At 44.8% G+C, this 24,601-nt stretch carries 23 protein-coding genes and 1 riboswitch; of the genes, 7 read left to right on the top strand and 16 right to left on the bottom strand.

Features of this window, described 5'->3' with window-relative positions; all coding sequences use genetic code 11:
* Nucleotides 1-20 precede the first annotated feature (20 nt).
* Complete coding sequence (locus DN752_RS07550) at nt 21-1,025, bottom strand: LuxE/PaaK family acyltransferase (protein ID WP_112783386.1); 1,005 nt, start codon at nt 1,023-1,025, stop codon at nt 21-23.
* Nucleotides 1,026-1,099: 74 nt separating this feature from the next.
* Between DN752_RS07550 and DN752_RS07555 the strand changes: the two genes are divergently transcribed.
* The gene (locus DN752_RS07555) at nt 1,100-1,771 is read left to right on the top strand and encodes a hypothetical protein (protein ID WP_112783387.1); all 672 of its coding nucleotides are present in this window, start codon (nt 1,100-1,102) and stop codon (nt 1,769-1,771) included.
* A gap of 96 nt (nt 1,772-1,867) precedes the next feature.
* Here the strand turns inward: DN752_RS07555 and DN752_RS07560 are convergent, their stop codons facing one another.
* The gene (locus tag DN752_RS07560) at nt 1,868-4,282 is read right to left on the bottom strand and encodes an alpha-ketoacid dehydrogenase subunit alpha/beta (protein WP_112783388.1); all 2,415 of its coding nucleotides are present in this window, start codon (nt 4,280-4,282) and stop codon (nt 1,868-1,870) included.
* Nucleotides 4,283-4,714: 432 nt separating this feature from the next.
* On the opposite strand from DN752_RS07560, the gene ald reads away from it, so the two are divergent.
* Nucleotides 4,715-5,833 carry an alanine dehydrogenase gene (gene ald, locus DN752_RS07565; RefSeq protein ID WP_112783389.1) on the top strand — a complete coding sequence of 373 codons (1,119 nt, stop codon included), beginning with the start codon at nt 4,715-4,717 and terminating at the stop codon, nt 5,831-5,833.
* Between the two features lie 219 nt (nt 5,834-6,052).
* Here the strand turns inward: ald and hutH are convergent, their stop codons facing one another.
* Nucleotides 6,053-7,579 carry a histidine ammonia-lyase gene (gene hutH, locus DN752_RS07570; protein WP_112783390.1) on the bottom strand — a complete coding sequence of 509 codons (1,527 nt, stop codon included), beginning with the start codon at nt 7,577-7,579 and terminating at the stop codon, nt 6,053-6,055.
* A gap of 277 nt (nt 7,580-7,856) precedes the next feature.
* Here hutH and DN752_RS07575 point away from each other — a divergent pair, with 277 nt between their 5' ends.
* From DN752_RS07575 to DN752_RS07585, 3 genes are all read left to right on the top strand, one after another.
* Nucleotides 7,857-8,735, top strand: a complete 879-nt coding sequence (locus DN752_RS07575) for a LysR substrate-binding domain-containing protein (protein ID WP_112783391.1) — start codon at nt 7,857-7,859, stop codon at nt 8,733-8,735.
* Nucleotides 8,736-8,905: 170 nt separating this feature from the next.
* Entirely contained in the window at nt 8,906-10,834 is a 1,929-nt protein-coding gene (locus DN752_RS07580; RefSeq protein WP_112783392.1) for a beta-N-acetylhexosaminidase, read from the top strand.
* 11 nt (nt 10,835-10,845) lie between these two features.
* Complete coding sequence (locus tag DN752_RS07585) at nt 10,846-11,643, top strand: endonuclease/exonuclease/phosphatase family protein (RefSeq protein ID WP_112783393.1); 798 nt, start codon at nt 10,846-10,848, stop codon at nt 11,641-11,643.
* An 80-nt stretch (nt 11,644-11,723) separates the two neighbouring features.
* Here the strand turns inward: DN752_RS07585 and agaR are convergent, their stop codons facing one another.
* Nucleotides 11,724-12,485: a transcriptional repressor AgaR gene (gene agaR, locus DN752_RS07590; RefSeq protein ID WP_112783394.1), complete on the bottom strand. Its 762-nt coding sequence runs from the start codon at nt 12,483-12,485 to the stop codon at nt 11,724-11,726.
* Between the two features lie 600 nt (nt 12,486-13,085).
* On the opposite strand from agaR, the gene DN752_RS07595 reads away from it, so the two are divergent.
* The gene (locus DN752_RS07595) at nt 13,086-13,790 is read left to right on the top strand and encodes a hypothetical protein (protein ID WP_112783395.1); all 705 of its coding nucleotides are present in this window, start codon (nt 13,086-13,088) and stop codon (nt 13,788-13,790) included.
* Nucleotides 13,791-13,828: 38 nt separating this feature from the next.
* Here the strand turns inward: DN752_RS07595 and DN752_RS07600 are convergent, their stop codons facing one another.
* From DN752_RS07600 to DN752_RS07610, 3 genes are all read right to left on the bottom strand, one after another.
* Nucleotides 13,829-14,884, bottom strand: a complete 1,056-nt coding sequence (locus DN752_RS07600; protein ID WP_162633153.1) for a hypothetical protein — start codon at nt 14,882-14,884, stop codon at nt 13,829-13,831.
* Between the two features lie 149 nt (nt 14,885-15,033).
* Nucleotides 15,034-15,498, bottom strand: a complete 465-nt coding sequence (locus DN752_RS07605; protein ID WP_112783397.1) for a hypothetical protein — start codon at nt 15,496-15,498, stop codon at nt 15,034-15,036.
* 1 nt (nt 15,499) lies between these two features.
* Nucleotides 15,500-16,753 carry a sulfite oxidase gene (locus tag DN752_RS07610; RefSeq protein ID WP_112783398.1) on the bottom strand — a complete coding sequence of 418 codons (1,254 nt, stop codon included), beginning with the start codon at nt 16,751-16,753 and terminating at the stop codon, nt 15,500-15,502.
* 453 nt (nt 16,754-17,206) lie between these two features.
* Between DN752_RS07610 and DN752_RS07615 the strand changes: the two genes are divergently transcribed.
* Nucleotides 17,207-17,521 (top strand): hypothetical protein, encoded by a 315-nt coding sequence (locus tag DN752_RS07615; protein ID WP_162633154.1) that lies wholly within the window; start codon nt 17,207-17,209, stop codon nt 17,519-17,521.
* Nucleotides 17,522-17,720: 199 nt separating this feature from the next.
* Here the strand turns inward: DN752_RS07615 and tenA are convergent, their stop codons facing one another.
* The 9 genes from tenA to DN752_RS07660 form a co-directional block, all read right to left on the bottom strand.
* Nucleotides 17,721-18,374, bottom strand: coding sequence for a thiaminase II (gene tenA, locus DN752_RS07620; protein WP_112783400.1), 654 nt, complete (start codon nt 18,372-18,374; stop codon nt 17,721-17,723).
* Nucleotides 18,358-19,200 carry a bifunctional hydroxymethylpyrimidine kinase/phosphomethylpyrimidine kinase gene (thiD, locus tag DN752_RS07625; protein WP_112783401.1) on the bottom strand — a complete coding sequence of 281 codons (843 nt, stop codon included), beginning with the start codon at nt 19,198-19,200 and terminating at the stop codon, nt 18,358-18,360. Before thiD ends, tenA begins: the two co-directional genes overlap by 17 nt.
* Nucleotides 19,197-19,835: a thiamine phosphate synthase gene (gene thiE, locus DN752_RS07630; RefSeq protein WP_112783402.1), complete on the bottom strand. Its 639-nt coding sequence runs from the start codon at nt 19,833-19,835 to the stop codon at nt 19,197-19,199. The genes thiD and thiE overlap by 4 nt, the downstream gene beginning before the upstream one ends.
* Nucleotides 19,828-20,628, bottom strand: coding sequence for a hydroxyethylthiazole kinase (gene thiM, locus DN752_RS07635; RefSeq protein WP_112786459.1), 801 nt, complete (start codon nt 20,626-20,628; stop codon nt 19,828-19,830). Before thiM ends, thiE begins: the two co-directional genes overlap by 8 nt.
* Nucleotides 20,629-20,683: 55 nt before the next feature.
* A riboswitch (TPP riboswitch) is annotated at nt 20,684-20,777 on the bottom strand.
* Between the two features lie 102 nt (nt 20,778-20,879).
* Complete coding sequence (locus DN752_RS07640) at nt 20,880-21,905, bottom strand: LLM class flavin-dependent oxidoreductase (protein WP_112786460.1); 1,026 nt, start codon at nt 21,903-21,905, stop codon at nt 20,880-20,882.
* A 111-nt stretch (nt 21,906-22,016) separates the two neighbouring features.
* On the bottom strand, nt 22,017-22,895 hold the full coding sequence (gene cysM / locus DN752_RS07645; protein WP_112783403.1) for a cysteine synthase CysM: 879 nt from the start codon (nt 22,893-22,895) through the stop codon (nt 22,017-22,019).
* 3 nt (nt 22,896-22,898) lie between these two features.
* Entirely contained in the window at nt 22,899-23,741 is an 843-nt protein-coding gene (locus tag DN752_RS07650; RefSeq protein ID WP_112783404.1) for a serine O-acetyltransferase, read from the bottom strand.
* 15 nt (nt 23,742-23,756) lie between these two features.
* Nucleotides 23,757-24,329: a hypothetical protein gene (locus tag DN752_RS07655; RefSeq protein ID WP_112783405.1), complete on the bottom strand. Its 573-nt coding sequence runs from the start codon at nt 24,327-24,329 to the stop codon at nt 23,757-23,759.
* The gene (locus DN752_RS07660; protein ID WP_112783406.1) at nt 24,310-24,597 is read right to left on the bottom strand and encodes an FtsB family cell division protein; all 288 of its coding nucleotides are present in this window, start codon (nt 24,595-24,597) and stop codon (nt 24,310-24,312) included. Before DN752_RS07660 ends, DN752_RS07655 begins: the two co-directional genes overlap by 20 nt.
* Nucleotides 24,598-24,601 lie beyond the last annotated feature (4 nt).

Raw genomic sequence — 24,601 nt, forward strand, 5'->3', positions numbered from 1 at the left:
TTTATAAAAGGAATACAAAATTAATTGACCATTAAATTACAGCCTCTAACCTCACTATTATCGAACCTACCAAGAATCTCCAGCATTCCTTTATCATCAAACCGTCCCAAATCCTGCGTCTCTATAAATGCACAGGAATGGAAATTGGCCAAATCAACAACATTTACCCCGCCCTGGTTTCTTGGACTCCATGACAAAGGATCATTCACATCCCTAAGCATGACACGCATACTGGAAGGAAGCTGGTATTTGCCCTCTCCTAATGAATATGCCTGAGACATCAATTCCGTCATGCCGTACTCTGAGTGAACCCTGGGCTGTTTAAACGCCTGTGTAAGTACCGCATGCACCTCCTCACGGATCATTTCCTTTCTGCGTCCTTTCATGCCCCCAGTCTCCATCACAATTAAATCGTCCATCACGGGAAAATCCTCCCCAAACTGCTCTGCTAAGTCTAGCAAGGCGAACGTTACGCCCAACAACAACACGCTTTTCCCATCCTTCAATTGCCTCAGGTGATAGAGACGATCGATCAGCACATCATAATTGTACAAATAGAAGCCAGATTGGTCAGAACCTGATTGCTTGATAAAATGGTCAGCCATGGCCACCAGAGAGCTACCCTTCCGCTCAAGGTATGCTGGCAAAAGTGCCAGCACATGAAAACCCCCAAGTGGACCATAAACTTGCTCAAAAACCCTCTCAGAATGCCTTAGATAATATTCCTCAGACCAAATAAAATGCCTGCTAGTAACCTGACCAGTAGTACCGCTACTGGAATAAAACGACTCAAATCCATCCTCTGGTCCACTCACCACCTTATGTGATTTAAAAAAACGGATCGGCAAGAAGGGGATCTCATCCATGGCTTTCACTTCAACAGGATTGATGCCACGAGCATCCAAATACGCTTTATAGATCGTATTTTCTTTCGCTTGGAAATGAAACAGCTCCATCGCCAATGATCCGAAATCACCAGGCCCCATACGCTGCACCTGTTCAGAAAAACTTTTGAAATAATTCATCGTTTTATTATCTATAATGCACAAATTTAAGCAAATTTAAGATTGACTCTATATAATCAACTATTACTGGCCATATGAAAGCAAAAAGCTATGTATATATATTGGTTTTGATTTTTTCTGCGGGTGCCTGCGTGTCTCCACCTGACAATTTCCCCTCCGTTCCAGATATCAGTTATGCTGGATTGACCTATCAAGAACTTGACGGAGGTTCGGACTCTTTGAAGATCGCCATTAACTTCCGGGATGCGGAAGGGGATCTTGGACTTGACCCTAGAGAAGACAACCCTCCCTACAATCCCCTCTTTTTCCTCACTGACGATAATGGAGACTATATCACTTATTCCAACCGGCCCGCTGATGCCCCTGAATATAATCGAAGAGATTGGGCGGTAGAACCAACCATTAACAACGAAACCATCGAAGACACCCTCTGGGTAGAGCATAACCCGGACTACTACAATATCTTTGTGCGATTTTTCATTAAAAGAAACGGTACTTTTAACGAATTCAAATGGACTGACGCTCCATACTACACCACCTTTGACGGGCGCTTTCCGCTGATCCTTAATGACAACAACCAGAGGGCGGTAGAGGGTACCATTGAATATGCCATGCTTTCATTGGGTTGGCGGTCGATCTTTCGAAACGACACGGTTCGGCTGGACCTTCAGATCCAAGACCGCGCCCTAAACAAAAGCAATGTAGTTTCCACGCCGGAATTCACCCTTAATCAAATTCAGCAGTAATAAACCAAAACGGCTTAAATCAGCAATTGATTTAAGCCGTTTTGGTTTACGCTCTATTCCAAGGGCGTAACATTCTATTATTGATAATCTCTCCTATTACCACATTGGATAGCTTACCGGGTCCACTTCGTGCATGATACGATAGGCTTTTTCCACCACATCATCCACGCTAGGTTTGGAGAAGTAATCCCCATCCGAGGAATAAGCAGGGCGGTGCGGGTGGGCAGAAAGAGTCACTGGTTCAGAATCCAACTGATAATATGCCTTCTGCTGCTCCAGCACCTGCTGCATCATGTACGCAGAGGCGCCTCCAGGCACATCCTCATCGGCAAATATGACACGATTGGTCTTCTTAACAGAATCCACAATCACATGCCCCACATCAAATGGCAACAAGGTCTGCACGTCGATCACCTCTACAGCAACACCATATTCATCCAATTGTTCAGCGGCATCCATTACAATCTTGCACATAGCTCCATAAGTAACCACGGTGATATCTGTTCCTTCACGCAGGATCTCAGGCCTTCCCAAAGGCACAGTAAACTCGCCCACATTGGAAGGCATCTTTTCCTTTTGGCGATAAGCATTGAGGCACTCAATCACCAGCGCAGGCTCATCACTTCTCAAAAGCGTATTGTACATCCCCGCTGCTTGCGTCATGTTCCTTGGCACACACACCAACAATCCGCGCAGACTGCCCAAAATAGCGCTCATCGGCGAACCTGAATGCCACACACCCTCAAGCCTATGTCCCCTCGTCCTCACGATCATAGGAGCCTTCTGGCCTCCTTTGGTACGATAATGTAGACAAGCCAAATCATCTGTCAGGCTCATTAGGGCATAATATATATAATCCAGGTACTGGATTTCAGCAATTGGACGCAAGCCACGGAGAGCTGTGCCTATCCCCTGCCCAATGATCGTCATTTCACGGATCCCGGTATCCGTAACGCGCAACTCACCGTACTTCTCCTGAAGTCCTGCAAAAGCTTGGTTCACATCCCCGATCTTCCCTACATCCTCACCAAAAGCAAACACTCGTGGATCATTACTGAGCATTTTGTCGAAGCACGCTTGCAAGACCTCCCGGCCGTCCACCACGGGAGACCTATCAGTATAGACAGGAGCAACTGCCTCTACCCGTAGGTGGCTCTCGTCTGATTCACTGTATAGGTGACTATGGTAGCGGTCATAATTAAGCTTTCCCTGCTCTTCGTACCACTCCTTCAAACCAGCTCTGGCCTCTTCTTGATCAAACCGCATCAAAAACAAGGCCTTCCGCACCGCACTAAAAACATCCTTTCGGATCGGATTGAGCGTCTTGGACAGGTCTTCTGCCATTTGGTTCAGCGTGGACGACTGACTACTTCCTCCAGCTGCTGATTTGATCAGCTCTACAGCAAACTTAAGCTCTGACTTGATGCCTTCAGAAAATGATTTCCAAGCTTTCCCTTTTTCCTCGCGTACAATACGAACCGCTTCTTTATCTATTTCATCCAACTCCTCCTCGGTAGCAATCCCATTCTCCAAAATATAAGACCTGAACATCAGGTTACAATCATGGTCTGCTTCCCACTGCAATCTTTCTTTGGATTTGTATCTTTCGTGTGAGCCAGAGGTCGAATGCCCTTGCGGCTGTGTCATTTCGATCACATGAACCAGCGAAGGCACAGAATGTTCCCTGGCCAGTTCTTCGGATTTTTTATAGGCAGCATGAAGGGATTCATAATCCCATCCTTTGGCAACAATTATCTCCACCCCAGGCTTTCCTTCTTCCCGCTGATACCCAGCCAAAGCTTCCGAAATACTGCCTTTGGTAGTCTGAAACTCATTGGGCACCGAAATTCCATATTCATCATCCCAAACCGAAATGATTACCGGAATCTGCAAAACACCTGCTGCATTGACCGCCTCCAAAAACATTCCCTCCGCACAGGAAGCATTTCCGATGGTTCCCCAAGCAATTTCCTTCCCGAGTCCTTCGAACTGCTTCAGCTTCTGGAGTTTTTCATTTTCTTTGAACAATTTAGACGCATAGCCCAGACCAATCAATCGGGGAACCTGCCCAGCAGTAGGTGAAATATCACCACCTGAGTTTTTGGTATTTCTGATGTCTTTCCAAGTCCCGTCATCATCCAATGAACGTGTAGCAAAGTGACCGTTCATTAGCCTGCCCCCTGAGGCTGGTTCTTCTTTTACATCAGTATGCGCATACAGCTGAGCAAAATATTCCTGCAGCCGCAACTCCTCAATGGCCAACATAAATGTCTGGTCCCGGTAATAGCCAGAGCGCCAATCTCCCTTCTTAAAATACCTTGCCATCACCACCTGTGCCAACTCCTTGCCGTCACCGAAAATCCCAAATTTAGCTTTGCCCATAAAGACTTCCTTCCTCCCCATCAGGGAGGCTTGCCGACTTTGCTGAACTATCTTGTAATCAAATAAAATTTGATCTTTGTCTAAATCGAGATCAACCTTATGTGTAGGTAACGTTTCCACTTCTATCATATTTATATATTAATAGCTATTTTGGGTTTTTCAAGGTACTTCAAAAATACTGATTTTTAAGTTCTATGCAAATATTCCCGTCAAGTAATAACCTTAATTCCCGATAAAAAATTCCAAAAACAACACAAATTATCAAGTTTATTGAAATAATATTCCGACATTACCAAAATGATAGCAAAAATACATTATTTTAAAATTTTACTAAATTGAATTAAAGTAAGGTCATTTTTTAAAATATCTTATGCAAAATAAAAAACATCCAAAAAGAATTGTTTTAAAACTAAATATAAAACAAACACAATAAACAGAATTAAATTCTAAAAATAGACAAACTTCTTACCCTAGTCAAAATAATCAATAAGTATCTAACAACCAATCACCTCACAGTTAGTATATTTGCACTGTAAGTCGTACTTCCAACCAACAACAGTTATGATCATAGGGATACCTAAAGAGATTAAAAACAACGAAAACAGAGTCGCCCTTACACCCGCAGGCGCTCAAGAATTGGTCAAACGAGGCCACACTGTATATGTACAACATACAGCCGGTGACGGGAGTGGTTTCCCTGACCATCTTTACGAAGAGGCTGGAGCAAAAATCCTCCCCACCATCGAGGAAACATACCGGATAGCAGAAATGATCATGAAGGTCAAAGAACCTATTGAACCTGAGTATGACCTAGTCCGTGAAGACCAGCTTCTGTTTACTTATTTCCACTTTGCTTCCCACGAACCGTTGACCAATGCGATGATCAAAAGTAAGTCAGTTTGCCTAGCTTACGAAACAGTGGAAAAGCCAGGAGGAGGTCTCCCTCTCCTTGTCCCTATGTCAGAAGTAGCTGGTAGAATGGCCACACAAAAAGGTGCAAATTACCTAGAGAAGCCATTGGGCGGAAAAGGCATCCTGATGGGAGGCGTACCCGGAACATTACCTGCCAAAGTCCTGATTTTAGGCGGAGGCATAGTCGGCACACAAGCCGCTTGGATGGCTGCCGGCATGAAGGCCGATGTCACCATTCTGGATGTCTCGCTACCACGGATGAGGTACTTGTCCGACGTGATGCCGGCAAATGTAAAAACCAGGATGTCCAATGAATACAACATCAGGGAACTGATCAAAACAGCCGACCTGATTATTGGTGCGGTACTTATCCCGGGAGCCAAGGCACCACATCTTATCACGAGGGACATGCTGAAGGAAATGCAGCCTGGCACAGTATTGGTAGATGTGGCTGTAGATCAGGGAGGATGCATCGAAACCTGCAAACCTACGACACACCAAGACCCGACATTCACCATCGATGGCGTCTTGCATTACTGCGTGGCCAATATGCCTGGAGCGGTTCCCTACACCTCCACCATAGGCCTGACCAACGCCACACTTCCTTATGCCATACAATTGGCCGATAAGGGGTGGAAAAAAGCCTCTAAAGAAAACGTAGAGTTGGCAACAGGACTGAATGTGATAAAAGGAGACGTGGTCTATAAGGCCGTAGCCGATGCATTTGACCTACCTTTCACAGCAGTAGAAAAACACTTAGTAAACTAAAAATCAATCCCTTAAAAAGGATATTTCCCAAATATAAATAAAAAGACTGCCTTAGAAAGCAGTCTTTTTTATTGTTTGATACCAACCACAGCCCCTGTCACATTTAGAATCAAGCAGAAAACCAAGGGCATTCTACTCAATGAGGAAATCCGGGGAGAGGTAAAGCACAAGGTATGGTGTACAAGTATTTGGTAGCTGGTAATTGGTATGTAAGGGAAATCAATTTCCAAACTCCTCCACTTTTCTTTTCTTTAAAAACTGTATCGTCTTACTGATATCGGTCGACAGCACTCGATCTTGGGAATTAAAACTCACCCATTCCCTATAACAACCAACTAAGTCCTCCACAATAGCAGAACTTTTCGCTGGACGCCTAAACCCCAATGCTTGCGCAGCTGTCAAGAGCTCTATGGCAAGAATTTTTTCCAAGTTATCCAAAACACGCATGCACTTGGTAGCTCCATTGGCTCCCATACTGACATGGTCTTCCTGTCCGTTTGAGGAAACAATCGAATCCACCGATGCGGGCGTACAAAGCTGCTTGTTTTCACTTACCACTGACGCCGCAGTATACTGCGGGATCATCAGCCCGGAATGAAGACCGGGATCATCCACCAAGAACAACGGAAGGCCACGCTGACCGGAAAGCAACTGATAAGTCCTACGTTCCGAAATACTGCCAATTTCCGCCATCGCAATGGCAAGATAATCAAACCCCAATGCCAATGGCTGGCCATGAAAGTTACCGCCGGACAAAATCTCATCTTCGTCAGGAAAGATATTGGGATTATCGGTCACAGAATCCGCCTCACGCTCAAACGTCTTCTTCACAAAAGCCAAAGTATCTTTAGAAGCCCCATGCACCTGCGGAATACACCTGAAAGAATAAGGATCCTGCACTTGCTTTTCTTTCGACAACGCAATTTCACTTCCTTCAAGATAGCGCCGCATGGCCGCAGCCGTACTTAACTGTCCCTCATGCCCCCTCACTTGGTGAATGAGGGCATTAAAAGGCTGCAAATTCCCATTAAAACCATCTACCGAAATGGAAGCTATCAGGTCAGCCCACCTGAACAACGCTTCTGCCCTATGGGTAATATGTACCCCATAACTAAGCATGAACTGGGTACCATTGATAAGAGAAAGGCCTTCCTTTGACCGCAACGTAACAGGCTGCCAGCCAAACTTCTCCAACACCTGCGCACTCGGCAAAATCTGGCCTTCAAAATAAACCTCGCCCATTCCAATCAATGGCAAACTCAAGTGGGATAGCGGCGACAAATCCCCAGAAGCTCCCAAAGACCCCTGATTATAGACCACTGGAAGCACATCATGGTTATAAAAATCCACTAAACGCTGGACTGTTTCCAGCTGTACACCTGAATGACCACGAGAAAGGGACTCGATCTTGGTCAGCAACATCAGCCGCACCAGCTCCTTGGGCACCTTCTCACCGACCCCGCAGGCATGAGACTGCAATAGGTTATATTGGAGCTGCAGGATCTCCTTCCGATCAATCCTCACTTGCTGCAAATAACCAAATCCGGTATTGATCCCGTAAAACAACGCCGTCTCATCTTGGGAAATCTTATCATCCAGGTATTCCCTGCATCGCCGTATCCTTTCTATGGCCGCTGGCGACATTACCAAAAGCTCACCACTGGCTACCGCGTGGTGAATCCGCTCTAAAGTAACGGGCATTTCACCAACTTTATACTCTCCTCGCTTTACTACAACATCCATCATAATAGGTCGATCTATAATCCGTAGAAATAAATGGGGCAATACCCTGACAGCAACAAAGGTCAGGGAAATGGCTTTTAAACTATTAGTAAAGAGATGTCAGCCTGAGCGGAGTCGAAGGCTAAACGTTGGACCAAGACTCCGCTCGGTCTGACTCTTTTTGCCAGAATTAAATAACTTCATGGGGTTAAAAGCGATTCCCTGCAACAAAGGTCAAGATTATAACTAATAATAAAAAATAGTATTATATTCACTATTTGATAACTAAAAGTAATCAATCATGGAATTGAGACAGTTAAAATATTTTTTGGTACTGGCAGAAGAGCTGCATTTTCGCAAAGCAGCCGAACGACTTCATATCGTCCAGCCAGCTCTTTCGAAGCAACTCAAACTACTGGAAGAAGAGCTGGGAATCACCCTGCTCAAAAGGGACAAAAGAAACGTACAGCTCACGACTGCGGGCCAATACTTCAAGAAAGAAACAAAAGCCATTATCGACCAACTGGAACTGATAAAAAGCCATACTAGGCTTGTTCAAGAGGGCGAAAAGGGCGAAATCAGGATTGGCTACGTTGGCTCCTGCATCCATACGTTTTTACCCGACGTACTCACCGAAATGCACAAATCCCACCCACATATCCAAACCTATCTCAACGAAATGACCAGTCGCACTCAACTAGAAGCCATCAAAAACGGGGACTTAGACATTGCATTTCTCAGAAACCCTTATCCTCATCCCCAATACGGCAGTCAGCTGGTTTTTTGCGAACCCTTTTCGTTGGTCCTTCCCAAAAATCACCCGATCAACCAGGAAAACTTTAGCGGCTTACACCAATTCAGGGACGAAGAATTCATCCTTCCCACTAAAGCAGACGGAGAATTATACTACCGCCTCCAGCTGAGTATTTGCGAAGACAGTGGCTTTACGCCACACATTGCCCATGAGACCGTCCACGGACACACTGTATTGAACTTGGTAGGCCATGGTTTGGGCATTACTTTTCTCCCTGTTTCTTTTGAGAAGGTCACTAGTGCCGGCGTCAACTTCATCCACCTAGCCGACATCCCCCAAAAAGCAGAAATCACTGCCCTCTGGAACAAAGAAAATCCAAACCCAAGCCTTCAAAAACTCTTGAAATTTTTACCCACAGGAAATTGACCTCCACTATAAAACAATTGATTAATTTTCACAACCCTATTTAAATAACAAATTATTTTCGTTAAATTACTTTTCCAATTGACAAATACTTAATAAATAAATAAAACGAAAGAAAAAGTTTTTACACATTCCGGTTTTACGGTTTAAAAAACATTAACCATTTATTACAAATGATCATTAAAAAACTCAAACTGGCCGCACTGGCATTTTGCCTCATAGGCACAGCACACGCCCAACAATCTGCTGCGCAATTATCTATCATCCCAAAGCCATCGGAGACAATTGTTACAAACGGGCATTTCGATCTAAATGAAGAAGTAGTCATCCTTGCGGAAAGCGGTCAATCCAGGAAATCAGCTACTGTTTTCAATAACTTCCTACATCAGCTTTACGGCATCCGCCTCCCTATTGCCACCTTTGACCATGGCACCCCCTCCATAAAACTTTCCATCTCTAGTAACGAAGAAACAACTGAAGCTTACCAAGTAGAAGTAACAGAAGAGGGAATTGACATTTCAGGGTCTGAAAAAGGGATCTTTTACGGCCTCCAGACCACCTTACAGCTTATCTCTACCAACAATGGTAATCTCTCCATACCCACCGTCTCTATCAAGGACGAGCCGGAATTTGCTTACAGAGGCATCATGCTGGACGTAGGCCGTCATTTCTTTGAAGTAGCGGAAATCAAAAAAATGATCGACCTAATGGCCTATTTTAAATTCAACAAAATGCACTGGCACCTTACCGAAGACCAAGGCTGGAGACTCGAAATCAAAAAATACCCAAAACTGACCGAGGTCGGCGCTTGGAGAGACTCCACCATCATAGGTCAATACTGGGACTTTGACCCATTTGTTTACGACGGTGTCAAGCACGGTGGGTTTTACACCCAAGAAGAGGCGCGTGAAATCGTACAATACGCAGCAGATCGTATGATTACGGTCATTCCAGAAATCGAATTGCCCGGACACAGCTCTGCCGCACTTGCCGCTCACCCTGAATTTGGCAGTTTCAAAATGGACGGATACGAGCCAAAAGACGGAAAACCACTAACGGGATCTGTCATGGCCATGAACGAAAAAGGCGAGCCCTATGACAATGATCTCAACACAACCGTCCCCGGGTTTTGGGGAGTACAACCTAATATTTACGGAGTAAAGGAGGAGACCTTCCAGTTTCTCGAAGATGTCCTCACCGAGGTCATGGACATCTTCCCAAGTGAATACATCCATATAGGTGGTGACGAAGCCCCCAAAGACCACTGGAAAACTTCCGCCATCTCTCAAGACGTCATCAAAAAAGAAGGGCTGGAAGACGAACACGAGCTACAGAGCCACTTTATCACGAGAATTGAAAAATTCCTCAACCAGAACAACAGAAAGCTGATCGGCTGGGATGAAATCCTGGAAGGTGGATTAGCTCCCAATGCGACTGTAATGAGCTGGAGAGGCGAAAAAGGCGGCATTGCCGCAGCCCAGATGAACCATGATGTCATCATGACTCCAAACAGCCACATGTATTTTGACCACTACCAAGCAGAAGATCAAACCACCGAACCAGTAGCTATTGGCGGATTCCTTCCACTTGAGAAGGTCTACAGCTATTCACCAAGACCCGAAACCTTAACCACTGAACAGCAAAATCACATCTTGGGCGTACAGGGCAACCTATGGACTGAATATATCGCCACTAACAACAAGCTCGAATACCACCTATTCCCAAGAGCGCTCGCATTGGCCGAAGTAGCCTGGATGGGGAAAACGCAAAAAGATTACGACGAATTCACCACCTACCGTCTCCCACATCGTCTGGCAGAGCTAGAGCAGATAAACGTTTTCTACAGGGTACCTGAAGCAACGGTCTCGATCACAAAGGATCCAAACTCGGAAAGACATCAAGTGCAAATCACACCTTTGGTAAAAGGAAGCAAAGTATACTACACAGTGGACGGCCACAAAGCAGACCAAACAGCCACGGCCTACACAAGCCCCTTCCTAGCTCCAATCACAGGCCCTGATCATGACAATCTCACACTGCGCTACATAGTAGTAACACCCGAAGGAAGGCAAAGCAACGAATTCTCAACCACTATTGAATAATCGAACAGCTCATGAAAAGAACAGCCCTTTCATTCCTCCTTGCGCTTGTCTCCACAGCGATGCTACAAGCGCAAGAGACCACCTTCACCCTGATGACCTACAATATATACCATGGTGAAAAAGCCTATGAAGAAGGCGCACAGAACCTTCAAGAAATCGCTCAACTGATCAAGGAGATCAAGCCGGATTTTGTAGCCTTACAAGAAGTGGACAGCATGACACAGCGGACAGCTGCCATATACAATAACCAGCCAGTAAACCTGGTCCAGGAACTGGCCGAGCAAACAGGCATGCACGGGTTCTTTGCCAAAGCCATCGAGTACAGCAACGGCGGGTACGGCGAAGGCCTACTCAGTCGACAACCTGCAAAAATGACCAAAGTAGACCTTCCCATTCCAGAAGGCGGAGAAGGAAGAGCAATGGCCCTGGCTTCTTACCAATTGGAAAGCGGAAAACAGATCACTTTCGGTGCTACTCACTTATGCCACCAGTACGATGCCAACAGGATAGCCCAGACGAAAGCCATAGTTGCCCATATGGATAAAATCCCCGGGGCAACCATCGTAGCTGGAGACCTTAACTTCAGCCCTGACAGCAATCCCTACCCCATAATTGAAAAAGATTTCATTGATGCTGCAGCAACTTATGGGAACCCAAAACCGACTATCCCATATGACAATCCCAAATCTAGAATAGATTACGTATGGCTCTCTAAAAATGCCCATTGGGAAATAACAGAAGTAAAAGTACTACCCGTGGACTTCAGTGACCACATGCCAGTAGTGGTCACCGTAAGGATCAAAGAGTAAATAGAAAGAGGCTGTCTCACACACGCTGCCGCCATCCTGTAAACCAAAAGTGCGTAGCCCAATTTGAGACAGCCTTTTTTTTAGCTGGCAATAACTACCTCGACATTATTCCTTTCAAGCATTTTCACATGCTCGACTTCGATACGGTCATCTGTAACCACCTTATTCACCTTATTAAAGCCCGCTATAAAAGCCAAGCCTATTTTCTTGAACTTGGTGGAATCAGAAACCACTATTACCTCTTCTGCGATATCTATCATGATCTGGTTCAGATAAGCCTCTTCCATATAATGGGTAAACACCCCTACATCAGGTTTAAAGCCATCCACACCCAAAAACAACTTATTGCAGTGCAATTGTTTCAAATTCCTCTCCGCCATCGGCCCCACCAACGACATGGAAAATTCCTTCAAAAACCCACCCGGCATCATCACCTCCAAGTTATCGTAGCTTGCCAGATTATTGACAATATCCAATGCGTTACTTATCACCGTTAACCGCTCAAACTTGGCCAAGTTATTGGAAATCTCAAATGTCGTCGTACCAGAATCCAATATAATCGAATCATTTTCCTCGATCAAAGACACTGCTTTCTTCCCTATCTTTCGCTTTAAGTCTAAATTGATCTTCTTCTTCTCGGTCACTGGCAAGGCCATGTTATTGGTTTTGAACGCCCCCCCGTGGGCCCTTACCAAAAGTTTATTTCGCTCCAAGTTGGCGAGGTCATTCCTTATCGTCACCTCACTCACCCCCAAAGAACTGCTTAATTCACTGACATTGACCTGTCCATGTTCATCCAAAACCTCTAAGATCCTGGATCTACGCTGCGCCGTCTTTTTCATAGCATATTTTCTATTCTGTAGTTTTTAAATAATATCATTTCCTTAAAAAGTCTTACGAAAAATACTCAATATGTTTCATTTATCAAACACACTTTTCACACATACCCTTATGGTTGCCACCTAAACAACACATCTTTATTTTCGTTTGGGATTTATTCTATTTAAACGAACAGAATAACACAAAATTCTATTTTCGTTTCAAAACTACCTGAAAATTAAATTAGAAGTTATCTTATGCACACAGCAATTCCCACACACTTACTCCCCACCTCCTAGATACATACTTCATTTTCTTGCTATCCAATTGACAAAACCCTTCAAAAAATCACTTATTAGCGATAGAAATTAAAATAAATCCTATAATAAAAGATTTCAAAACTTTTTATATTTTCGTTTTATTTGTATTTCAAAAATAAATGTCGAAATTAGTAGTCAGATAAAGATTATCTGGTTTGTTAGGGTTATTTTTCGAAAAAGGCCGATCACTGCATTCCACACGTAGATGATCGGTTTTTTTTATGCCAATCCCGTTCTCCTTCCATCAATAAAAACTTAACTTTAGGAAAGACTTGTTTACCATCAATTTCTCCTACTGTTTTAATGAAAAAAATCACCTATTTACTTCTTCTTGCCATGATTGGGCACTCTACGCTTGAAGCCCAAGAAATCCCTGCTAATTTCCAGCTACTTTACGAACAAAGCTTTGACAATATTACCGCCTTGGAGGAATTCGAAATGACTGATCCCAAGGCTTGGAAGATTAGCGGCAAAAGCCAAGATTTATCCCTGGAAATCCATCAACAGAGCGAGTACTCACCTAGGGTCAGGTCACCTTTCAATATCGCCATCATCCGAGACAGGCTTTTTGGCAGCTTCGTACTCGAAGCTGACCTACAACAAACCGGAAAAGAATATGGCCACAGAGACTTATGCCTCTTTTTTGGCATGAAAGACCCTGCCAACTTCTATTACGTCCACATCGCTTCCATACCCGATCCGCATGCCCACAATATCTTCTTGGTTAATGACGAACCTAGAGTGGCGATTGGCAAAACGGTAAGTGATGGCGTGGACTGGGGCGCCACTGACGAATGGCATAAAGTAAAGATCGTTCGGGATATTGAAAAAGGCAGTATTGAGGTTTATTTTGACGACATGTCCACTCCAATCATGCAAACTGAAGACCACCACTTCAACATAGGGCACATTGGGTTTGGCACCTTCGATGATGTAGGAAAATTCGACAATATTAAAATTTGGGGCCCGGAGGAATTGGCTGAGCCAATGGATTTTTTCGGGAACTAAGCCCTCCTGCCCGACCGTAGACAGCCTACTATATACATTCAGCGATACTTGGCCAGCTCTTCATTTATGAGAGCATTCCATTTTTGCTGAGCAGCTTTATTTCTACCGTGATCAGTTTCCTCATCGTACGCTTCCTGCATACGGTTCATCTCCCGGTAGGTCTCTATGTACAAGTAACCGATCTTCCCATCATAATCATGCGGAGTCAACTCCATGGCCTTGACCTTATCCTTAAATCGCTCCACGACAATCTTGGTTATATCAAAATGCCTTTGTTCGTGATTTATACCATAACCATCTTTATGTCCAGGTTTTACCCATGAAGAGGATTTCAACATAAAGACCTTAACGATCAATTGAAGTTTGACCTTACCATCTTCTACGATGGGATCCCCCTCCCAAGAAAAGCTAGTAAAAATAGAAGCAGCAAAACCACTCCTTGGGTGTGGACTGGCCTTGAAATCATCCCAGTCAAGCCCCCTACCATAATGGTAAAAAACGGTGTCCCCCTTTTCCTGCACAGGATAATCCACGATTTCCATATCCAGTTCTTTGGCCAGCTTAATATTCCGTGACGCCTGCTGGTTCATCCATTCATTAAAGTAATTTAACGCATTCCCCAAGGACTGTTCCATGGCATTACCAATAACAGCATACCTTCCCAAGGACCTGGTATAGCGGGCTCCACCATCATAATCAAGCAAATGAACCAAACTATCCTCTTCTAACAAAAAACGTAAGGATAAACCTATCTCCCCCTTCACCTTACCATCACTTCCGCTCTTTTCTGCTACATCCATTTCTTTTACTTGTACCACCACAGGTCGCTTTGAACGATCTGTGTACAGCATCCCCTCGACAAAATCCTCTAAACTTTTCACTACCCCGCCTCTAACTTCCAACGATTCCTTTCTCAGGGATTGGGACGAAGTATAAATCTCCCCAATACTTGGCTGTGCCGTCCTAATATCCTGGACGCCACTAATAAAAAACTCTGCTGGACGAATGGATTGCTTGCTGGACTTCAGCACCAAGTACACAGGCGCGTCCTGAGCCTTCGCTACATTTATAAAACAAAGCAAAAACAATGACATAATGCCATTTACCAATATTCTAGTTGCCCACATTATACCTTTTTCCAACTGATCCTTTTACGAAAGATAATAAAAAACTGCCGTGAAGACACGGCAGTTCCCTTCCTCCTAAGAAAAGTCTTTTTTCAAGGCAAAATCACGGATAGTCACTATTCTTCCAACTCGTACCACTCGATCTCACTAAGGTTCGCTCTTCTGCCACGCTGGACTGGTGCATAATGTTCTGCAAGATAAGCCACGATGACCCCTTCATTCTGCCCAAGATCCCAAAGTCCCTGTGTCTCCTGCATCCAATCAATTAACTCTTCCCAGTGCTCTTTGTCTCCACGATTTTGGGTGATCAAATTGGCCGCATGACAATTGGTGCAATTGGCAATTACGGTTTCATACCCCTCAGCAGCCACCAGCCCTGTGGCCACATGCACACCATCTTTGACCAAATTTTCCGTCACCAGCGGCGGAGGGATAGCGGTATCTTCTTCTTTATGATCAACCAACAAATCAGGGTTTTGTTGCAGTGCCACCAACCCTACCAATAATAGCATTACAGTAATGCCCATAACCACTACTGCCGTAAAAAGCCTCTTTAATGACTTGATTATATCCTGATCCATCTTAACCTACTTTTACGGCAATTCTGTGACATGCATTGTTTAAGTATCCCTTCGGGTTCCAACCTGGAACCACCATGGGCTGACTGGCACCATTGCTATCGGTGGCCCTGGCCCACACCTCATAGTATCCGTCTTGAGGAAATTTAACAGTGGTTTTAAAATGTTGCCAGGCTAGCCGGTTCACAGGAGCCTCCACCTCGCAGGTTTGCCAAGTCTGTCCAAAATCAATGGAAACATGCATGGCACTCACCTCAAGCTCCCCAGCCCAAGCATGTCCCCTTACCTCCAACGAATCTCCTAAATCTATCTTGGCACCACTTTTAGGATAGGTAATCAGCGACTTCACCGGCATGGACTCAATGATACACATCTCCTCGTCGGGCACCTCCTCACCAGGAGAAACGGGCTTGCATGGAACACGGTAAGAGGGGGCTGCCATTTTGGCTCCGTCATGCACTTTATCCCTAACAGAAATCCCAGTAAGCCACTTTCCAGATACCGATGCGGGGAAACCTCCAGCCACCAGTCTTAGCGGATACCCATGCACTATGGGAATGGCTTCACCATTCATCTCAAAAGCCAGCAGCGTTTCCTCTTGCAATGCTTTTGCAATCGGAACGCCTCGGGAGATAGGCTCTTTATCGGGATTGCCGCTCAGGTGGGTATCAGCAGAATGGTAACCAATATATACGGCATTATCTCCAATGCCCACATCTTCCAGCACATCCTTGAGCCTCACACCTGTCCAGGATGCACAGTAAACAGCTCCTGTTTTCCACTGGTTGCCGCTAGCAGGAGGGTAAAATTCACTACGACCATTTCCTCCACACTCAAGGGTAAGCTGGTAGGTATATTGCTGAAAATCACGCTTCAGGTCTGTCAGTGAATAGGTCTTCGGAGAGGAGACCGCTTCTCCATCAACTACCAGTTCCCAATTGGCTTCTTCCAGCGAGTCGGGAATCAATCCATTATTTCTGATGAATATTTTATCCGAAGGCGTCACCTTATCGTCCAGCAGGTGCGGTTGTGACTCCATGTTCCAAGGTTTGTTATTGAGGACGATGAGGTCTTTATCTTTCTTGAAAAGCTTGTAGGGATCATCATCCTGTAATACTACCGGCACGTAACCCTCCGGCATGGATGATGCAAAAACTACTTTGGCTCCTGCCACCGCCGCCACGGTCGCTAATGTGCCATTCCTTAAAAACTTCCTCCTGCTATTCACAGAAGGCGCCTGCTTATTTTCCTTGGCCATAGGTATTGCTAATTTATTCTAAAAACTAAAGCTAACTGATTCTCATAGTAAAACCTCACCACCATTGTGGTAATTCAAAAATAAGAAAGTTTCAAATTCTTCCGAAACAAATTATATTGATCCTCCATAACTTTTTCGAATCCCCTCCCCAAAACAAGTCCAAACCACATTCCTAGATCTAAAATATTTACGTATTTCTACAATCTGTACAAAACATACTACACAACAGCTCGATAAAACCTAGTCAAGAGGGCAGTAAAACCCATTTCTCGTGTTGGCATAAAAAATGAACATTATCAATCCAAGCTTGCTCTGAAGATTAGCAGTAAGCCCATAAAAGTAGCAGAAGTATCCAGCTTGGAAAAACCTGAATCAGGTTTCACAGGCCAAATTAACAAATGGATCTTGGCTTCTCGCTACTACTAAATGAAAACTAACCAAACTAAAACAACCATGAAAAAGCTAGCATTAATATTCGCCATGGGGGCAATGATGTCCTTCGGAACAGTAAACTCTCCGTCTGCTATTTTACACGCTCAAACCACCATCCACCAAGACAATAGAGTAGAGATTGTTCCTGAAGATTTACCTCAAAAAGTAAAAGAAGCCATTCTGGATGACGAAGAACTAAAGACCATGCCCATTACGAAGGCATATAAGGTAACTGACATGGATGGCTCGATTACCTACGAAGCCCACTTCGGAATGGAAGAAGAGACCATCGTCAAAAAATACGATGAAGAAGGGGAGGAAATAACTGAAGAATAACCCTTTATTCACTCATAAAGCCACCAACCAAAGAAATCTGCTCGATATGAAGCAGATTTCTTTTTTTATCTCTAATCACTTGATTCAAATCACCTATACCTGATCCAAAACCAAGTAGAAAAGCTGAGGCAACCAATAAAGCAGACGCATTCCCTTCACAACTGTAAAAGTAACGTGTCCGCGTCTCCCCCTAACGTCCCTAAACAGGCCACTTCTCTAAGCGGTAGGCACTGTCCCAAAACATCCATTCCAGCTTAGATGCCATTTCAAATGCCTCAAACATCTCCTCGCGTGCTGCGGGGCTGGCTTTCTCTGCCAGTTGGTCGGTGATTTCGAGTGCCTTGGCGACTGAAGTGGCAAATTCCTCTCCGGCATAAGTATCTATCCAGTTTTTATAGGGATTTTCACTTGAACCTTGTTGTGCATAGATATAATCACCTACTTCTTTATAAATCCAAAAACAAGGCAATATAGCTGCCACTGCCTTCTCTATGTTGGCAAAACTTGCCTGATTTCTGATATAATTGGTATAAAGCAGGCAGGATGGTGAAGGATCTACTTCATCAGGCAATCCCAAAGTCTTGAAATAGCTCTCATGGAGTGCTCTCTCCACCACGATGGCACCAGCGGCAAATTCGGAAAATGCCAACACCTTATCCAAGTCGTTCAAACGACCGCTGATCGTGCTGAGGGCCTTGCCAAATTCGCCCAGGTAAAAAGCATCCTGAGCCATATAAAATTTAAACGTTTCCTTCGGAAGTGTGCCGCTCTGCAATTCTTGATTAAAAGGCATATGAATGACCTTGTCATAAAGGGGAGCGATTCGCTTCCATGCTTCACTGGTCCAGCTCATGGATAATCATTTTTTTTGGTTGGTGGAAGTGATTTAAAGGCCCACTTCCCTGACCTGTTTTGACGGTTTTCCCAGCATCAATTGCCTGAAAGACGAAGTTCCTCGCCAGCTCCACTGCTTTTTCCACTTCCATCCCTTTTGCCAGAAAAACGGCTATGGCAGACGACAACGTGCAGCCTGTTCCATGGACATTGCCAGTAGTTATTTTTTCACTTTTAAAGACCTGCATTTGGCCATCATGGCCACAAAGGACATCAGCCACGGAATCACCATTTAGATGCCCCCCTTTGACCAACACGAAGGCCGATCCGTATGTCAATAATTGGCTAGCTGCTTTTTCCATCTCAGGAAGCGAATCCACTGCCTTGCCTATAAGCACTGCCGCTTCGTCCATGTTGGGCGTGATGATATGCGAAATAGGAAAAAGTTCTTTTTTCAATACCTCCACCGTTTCCTCCTTGATCAAACGGTCCCCACTGGTGGCCACCATGACAGGATCAAAAACCACGGGAATATCAGGGTATTGACCGAGTGCTTCCACAATCACCTCAACCACTTCCGGCCGGTTGATCATCCCGATCTTTATGGCCTTCGGTCTGATATCCGAAAGCACCGCCTCCAGCTGCTCTTTTATATGCTGTACGGGAATATCATGGATACTCTTCACGCCTAAGGTGTTTTGGGCCGTCGTTGCCGTAATGACACTGGTACCAAAACAACCCAAGGCAGAAAATGTCTTCAGGTCTGCTTGAATGCCTGCTCCACCGCCACTGTCTGACCCAGCAATGGTCAGTACAGGAACATAGGTCTTTATCATATTGCTCATTTTACTTTTTCGATTTGGGTGCGAAAGCTCTCTGCTGCTTTGGCCGGGCTATCTGCACTGCAAATAGCTGACACCACCGCAAGACAGTCTGCCCCTGCACGGAGAACATCTACTGCGTTGAACACATTGATATTCCCGATGGCCACCAATGGTTTTGCAGTAGACTTTCTAAGTTTGCTTAACCCACCCAACCCCCATTCAAAACGGGTATCAGGCTTTGTCGGTGTAGAAAAGATAGGGCTGACTCCGTAATACCACGCTTTTTCAGCATCTCCGTCGTCCAATTCATCCATCTGCTCCAAGGAAAGTCCAACAGGGAATTGCTCGCCTAAAAAAGCTTTAGCAGCATTCATACTACTGTCCGATTGCCCGATATGCACTCCGTGGGCAGCTGTTTCTTTGGCTATTTCTAAACTGTCATTGATGATTAACGGGACTTCGTACCGATCACAAAGTGACTTTACCTTAAGTGCCTTATCTAAAAAGGCTCCCGCTGGAAGTTCCTTTTCCCGCAATTGCACCAAGTCCACGCCACCTTTTAGGGCCTCTTCCAGCACCCAAAAAAAATCCCTGCCAAGGCATGCTTGTTGATCGGTCACTAGATAAAGTCGGTAAGGAAATGGAGGTTCAGTCATCGCTTTCTTCCACTTTTGCCCATTGCTTCACTTCACTTTCCTTGAGGTGGTAGAGGGCATCGTATAAGTACAATTGAAGTGTCCCAGGTCCTTCTGCTTTTCTAGCAGCTATTTCACCTGCAAGCCCCATAACGGTCATTCCCGCAACAGTCGCCAGATAAGGATCAGGTTCCACTGCTGCGAATGCTGCCACCAAAGCAGTCGCAGTACAGCCCATCCCCGTTACTTTTCCCATCAGTTCGTGGCCGTTCTTGATCCGAGTCAACTTATCGCCGTCAATCACATAATCCACTGCACCGGAAATGCACACCACTGCGGATGCCTCCTTGGAAAGTTGTTTACCAAATGCCAAGGCCTCATCAGAAGAATGGGCGCTGTCCACTCCCTTGGTCTGCACATTTGCCTTTGCCAAAGCCATGATTTCAGAGGCATTTCCACGGATAATGGTCGGCCTAAAGGTCAACAGCCGCGTCAAAGTATCATTTCGGTACGGCGTAGCTCCAGCCCCCACAGGATCCAAGACCCACGGAGTATTCCGTTCATTGGCTTCCTTGGCTGCCAGTAACATGCTGTCCACCCAAAACTCGTCCAATGTTCCAATATTGACCACTAACGCATTGACGATTTTGACCATATCCGCCATCTCCAGCTTGGCATGTGCCATGATCGGAGAGGCTCCTATGGCCAATAGGGCATTGGCTGTATTGTTCATGACCACGTAATTAGTGATACTTTGCACCAAGGGGCCTTTTTCTCTCAGTATTTTTAGATTTTTTATTACAGATTCCTTCATATCCATTAGCTTAAAAAACTTTAGGGAACCTGCAAACCATACAGGCAAAAGCCTGTAAGAAAGGATAACTTTTTCCTTCGTCGGCATCATCCGCATCAGGTTCAAAGGGTCTCATCTCAGTCCCAGCTGGGACACCCCTAAAGTTTGTATTATGGTGAATTTACGATTTTAATCTCATGGAGCAAAGTTACTCCCAAGAAGATTCATCCTGTAGAACTCTGGGTCAAACTACTTTCGCTAAAGTGCGCAAATCAACGTGCATTCGCAGGCTCTCTAAAACATGATGCTGCCAACTCATAGGATTTTAAACGTGCTTCATGGTCATAAATATGAGAACAGATCATGATTTCATCTACTTGGGCAATTTCCTGAAAATGCTCCAAGTCTTCCCGAACTGTAGCGGCTGATCCTACAAAACTACAGGCCATCATCTGGTTGATCGCAGCTGCTTCCGCTTCTGTCCACAAACCGTCCATCGTATCCACCGGAGGTCTCAATGGATAGGATTTTCTTCTCACAATCCCCAACGCCATTTGGTAAAAGGAAGTAGCCATCTTATGGGCTTCTTTATCCGTTTCTGCAGCAATTACATTGACACAGGAAATCACATGGGGATGCTTTAAATACTCAGAAGGCTGGAAATTATCCCGATAATAGCGAACAGCATCCAAAAATTGTGCAGGTGCAAAATGACTCGCAAAAGCATAAGGCAACCCCTTCTTGGCTGCGAGCACTGCACTGCTCATGCTACTTCCCAACAGATAAATAGGGATATCTAGTCCTTCACCTGGAATGGCCCGAACCTTACCGTCGATGTTTTCATCGGAAAGATAAAGCTGAAGTTCTTCCAGCTCCCTAGGAAACTCCTCTACTGTCTCTAAACGATCCCGCCTTAACGCCCTAGCAGTTGTCTGATCGGTACCAGGAGCTCTTCCCAGTCCAAGATCGATTCGCTCGGGATAAAGGGATGCCAAGGTGCCAAATTGCTCTGCCACCATCAGTGGAGCATGATTAGGCAGCATGATCCCTCCTGATCCAACGCGGATACTTTTGGTCCCTCCTGCGATATGTCCGATCAAAACAGCCGTAGCAGAACTCCCTACGCTGACCATATTGTGATGCTCTGCCAGCCAAAAACGCTTATAGCCCCATTTTTCGGCATGCTTCGCTAGGCCCAAGCTCCTAGCGAAGGCATCAGTAGCATCATGCTGTTCTTTAATGATGGCCAAATCCAGTACGGAAAAAGCTATTTCACCCAGTGGTTTGATATTCTTCATTGCACTATTCATTGTCGTTTTCTTACCAACTGGATTACATCCAAAATCGTTCTCTCAACGCCAAAAATCAGTGTACAATTGCCAAATCCGGGAATGCACTTCTAAAAAAATTCACCCAAATAAATCAGAGCTCAGGTAACGGTCACCACGGTCGCAGGTAATGCAGACGATCACCCCATCATCCAATGTTTCGGCGAGCTTCACTGCGGCATGCAGTGCTCCACCGCTGCTCATACCTGCCAGTATTCCTTCTTCTTTGGCCATTCGTCGTGTCATTTCAGTTGCCTCATCCTGACTTACATCGATGATCTGATCCACGCGTTTGGAATCGTATATTTTGGGCAAAAACTCGGGTGACCATCTTCTGATCCCCGGTATACTAGAGCCATCGGTAGGTTGCGTACCAACGATTTGAATTGTAGGATCTTGCTCTTTTAGGTACCGGGAAACTCCCATGATGGTCCCTGTAGTCCCCATAGCGGAAACAAAATGGGTAATCTCACCATTGGTATCCCGCATGATCTCAGGCCCTGTCCCCTCATAATGAGCTTGATAATTATCAGGATTGGCAAATTGGTTCAAAATATAATACCCTTCCTTTTCAGCCATCTCTTCGGCAAGTGTCCTGGAGTATTCAATGGTTTTGGCTGCTGGGGTCAAGATGACTTCTGCTCCGTACGCCTCCATGGAAACGACCCTTTCGCGAGTCGAATTATCTGGCATGATCAAGATCATTTCCACACCAAGGACCTTTGCTATCATCGCCAAGGCAATGCCCGTATTGCCACTGGTCGCCTCTACTATTTTGTCTCCCTTTTTAATATCTCCACGATCCATGGCCCTTTTGATCATGCTATAGGCTGCACGGTCTTTCACACTACCACCGGGGTTTTGCCCCTCCAGTTTACAATAGATCTTTACGTTGGGGTTGGTGGGAATATGTTCTAGCTCAACAAGCGGTGTATTGCCGATCAACTCAAATAACTTCATGTATTAGGCATCATTTTTAAAAACATACATATCAGTGGTCTCTGCACTGGCATCGTACATTTTGGTCTGATAATAGATTTTGCTTTTGGCGGGAATACTTTTGGTAAGCCATACATTCCCCCCAATCACACTCTCCGCTCCGATGACGGTCTTTCCTCCCAAAATTGTCGCTCCCGCATAGATGACCACATGATTCTCAATGGTCGGATGACGTTGGATATCAGCATCTTCCTTATTGACACTCAATGCACCTAGGGTCACGCCCTGATATAATTTCACATGGTCACCTATCCTAGTTGTCTCCCCTACTACTACTCCTGTACCGTGATCGATGCAAAAGTAGCGGCCTATCTCAGCCCCAGGGTGAATATCTATCCCTGTTTTACTGTGGGCAAATTCCGTGATCATGCGAGGAATAAGTGCCACACCTTGCTCTTGGAGCAAATGGGCGATTCGGTAAGCAGCAATGGCATAAAACCCAGGATAACTCCTGATCACTTCTGTTTTGCTATTGGCTGCTGGATCCCCTTCAAACATCGCCTCAACATCCTCCTGTATAGCATCATAAACATCAGACAGCTTGACAAAAAAGGCATGGGCCACCTCCTCGCCATCAGCGTCAATAAGTTGCTTGTTCCTCCCTAGGATACCCTGTAATTGGACTTCATAAAACTGGAGTCTATCCGCTATCTCTTGCTTGTCTTGAAGAATTTTAACAGCATATTCTGGAAATAGTATTCCCAAAACCCCCTCAAAAAATTCTTGTACTCTCTTTGGAGAAGGACAGTCAGGACATTGTTTGTGAGCGTCATGAATTTTATCGATAAATAATTCTCTATGTTCCATTGTAATCGTTAGCAGTTATAGAACAAAACCTAGTCTGATCACATATGGTTCAGTATAGATCAAATTTTGATTATCATAAAGGACATTATACAGTAATGTAAAGTTCATTCCTCCACGTCTCCCAAAGGGCACAAAGTAGCCCCCTCCTAAAAACAACCCGGGCACCCACTCCCGTTCGGAGACTATTCTGCCAAAATCATCCTGCTTATAGGCTTCCACACTCAAATTTTCATATTCGGCATGGGCAAATAGATTGGGAAGTATATTATAACGGTTAAATATCCTTCCGCCATACACATTGGATGATTCGCCAAAGTCCTTATACTTAAGGTATTGATAAGTGATGCCCAGACCAGCCGAGTATCGGTCTGTGACCATCACTCCCACCAAAGGCGAAACTTCAATATAGGTTACATACCCAAACTGCAAGCCCAAGTTCCCTCCAAAATACAGTCGTTCACTAAGAGGCACCTTTTCATTTTCTTCCTGATAATACTCGATCTGAGCAAACGTTTTGGAATGGGAAACCATCAAAAATAGGCCCACCAAACATGTCAGCAGGACACTTTTATTCTTCAACAATAACATATAGGTCTTCAGTTTTTTTCTTCATCAAGTATCTTTCACGAGCAAACTTTTCCAAAAGTTCATAATTACTGAGTAATTCTTCTCTTTCGGCCTGTATTTTTTCTTTTCGCTCCTGATAAAACTCTTTTTGGTCCTGAAGACTGTTAAGCTTTGAGCGCAACTTAAACTGGCTGATAATATCATTATTATCAATAAACACCATCCAAACCACAAAAAGTACGGTGAATATAAAATAGAAGTTTTTAGTGTATTTGAGGTATTTGGCCATAAGA

This window comes from Echinicola strongylocentroti (genome assembly GCF_003260975.1).
In the GTDB taxonomy this organism is placed as follows: Bacteria; Bacteroidota; Bacteroidia; order Cytophagales; family Cyclobacteriaceae; genus Echinicola; species Echinicola strongylocentroti.

Bases quoted from the DNA above. Each gene is read 5' to 3' on its own strand.
- DN752_RS07550 (WP_112783386.1), bottom strand. From the start codon at position 1,025: ATGAATTATTTCAAAAGTTTTTCTGAACAGGTGCAGCGTATGGGGCCT.
- DN752_RS07555 (WP_112783387.1), top strand. From the start codon at position 1,100: ATGAAAGCAAAAAGCTATGTATATATATTGGTTTTGATTTTTTCTGCG.
- DN752_RS07560 (WP_112783388.1), bottom strand. From the start codon at position 4,282: ATGATAGAAGTGGAAACGTTACCTACACATAAGGTTGATCTCGATTTA.
- ald (WP_112783389.1), top strand. From the start codon at position 4,715: ATGATCATAGGGATACCTAAAGAGATTAAAAACAACGAAAACAGAGTC.
- hutH (WP_112783390.1), bottom strand. From the start codon at position 7,579: ATGATGGATGTTGTAGTAAAGCGAGGAGAGTATAAAGTTGGTGAAATG.
- DN752_RS07575 (WP_112783391.1), top strand. From the start codon at position 7,857: ATGGAATTGAGACAGTTAAAATATTTTTTGGTACTGGCAGAAGAGCTG.
- DN752_RS07580 (WP_112783392.1), top strand. From the start codon at position 8,906: ATGATCATTAAAAAACTCAAACTGGCCGCACTGGCATTTTGCCTCATA.
- DN752_RS07585 (WP_112783393.1), top strand. From the start codon at position 10,846: ATGAAAAGAACAGCCCTTTCATTCCTCCTTGCGCTTGTCTCCACAGCG.
- agaR (WP_112783394.1), bottom strand. From the start codon at position 12,485: ATGAAAAAGACGGCGCAGCGTAGATCCAGGATCTTAGAGGTTTTGGAT.
- DN752_RS07595 (WP_112783395.1), top strand. From the start codon at position 13,086: ATGAAAAAAATCACCTATTTACTTCTTCTTGCCATGATTGGGCACTCT.
- DN752_RS07600 (WP_162633153.1), bottom strand. From the start codon at position 14,884: ATGTCATTGTTTTTGCTTTGTTTTATAAATGTAGCGAAGGCTCAGGAC.
- DN752_RS07605 (WP_112783397.1), bottom strand. From the start codon at position 15,498: ATGGATCAGGATATAATCAAGTCATTAAAGAGGCTTTTTACGGCAGTA.
- DN752_RS07610 (WP_112783398.1), bottom strand. From the start codon at position 16,753: ATGGCCAAGGAAAATAAGCAGGCGCCTTCTGTGAATAGCAGGAGGAAG.
- DN752_RS07615 (WP_162633154.1), top strand. From the start codon at position 17,207: ATGAAAAAGCTAGCATTAATATTCGCCATGGGGGCAATGATGTCCTTC.
- tenA (WP_112783400.1), bottom strand. From the start codon at position 18,374: ATGAGCTGGACCAGTGAAGCATGGAAGCGAATCGCTCCCCTTTATGAC.
- thiD (WP_112783401.1), bottom strand. From the start codon at position 19,200: ATGAGCAATATGATAAAGACCTATGTTCCTGTACTGACCATTGCTGGG.
- thiE (WP_112783402.1), bottom strand. From the start codon at position 19,835: ATGACTGAACCTCCATTTCCTTACCGACTTTATCTAGTGACCGATCAA.
- thiM (WP_112786459.1), bottom strand. From the start codon at position 20,628: ATGAAGGAATCTGTAATAAAAAATCTAAAAATACTGAGAGAAAAAGGC.
- DN752_RS07640 (WP_112786460.1), bottom strand. From the start codon at position 21,905: ATGAAGAATATCAAACCACTGGGTGAAATAGCTTTTTCCGTACTGGAT.
- cysM (WP_112783403.1), bottom strand. From the start codon at position 22,895: ATGAAGTTATTTGAGTTGATCGGCAATACACCGCTTGTTGAGCTAGAA.
- DN752_RS07650 (WP_112783404.1), bottom strand. From the start codon at position 23,741: ATGGAACATAGAGAATTATTTATCGATAAAATTCATGACGCTCACAAA.
- DN752_RS07655 (WP_112783405.1), bottom strand. From the start codon at position 24,329: ATGTTATTGTTGAAGAATAAAAGTGTCCTGCTGACATGTTTGGTGGGC.
- DN752_RS07660 (WP_112783406.1), bottom strand. From the start codon at position 24,597: ATGGCCAAATACCTCAAATACACTAAAAACTTCTATTTTATATTCACC.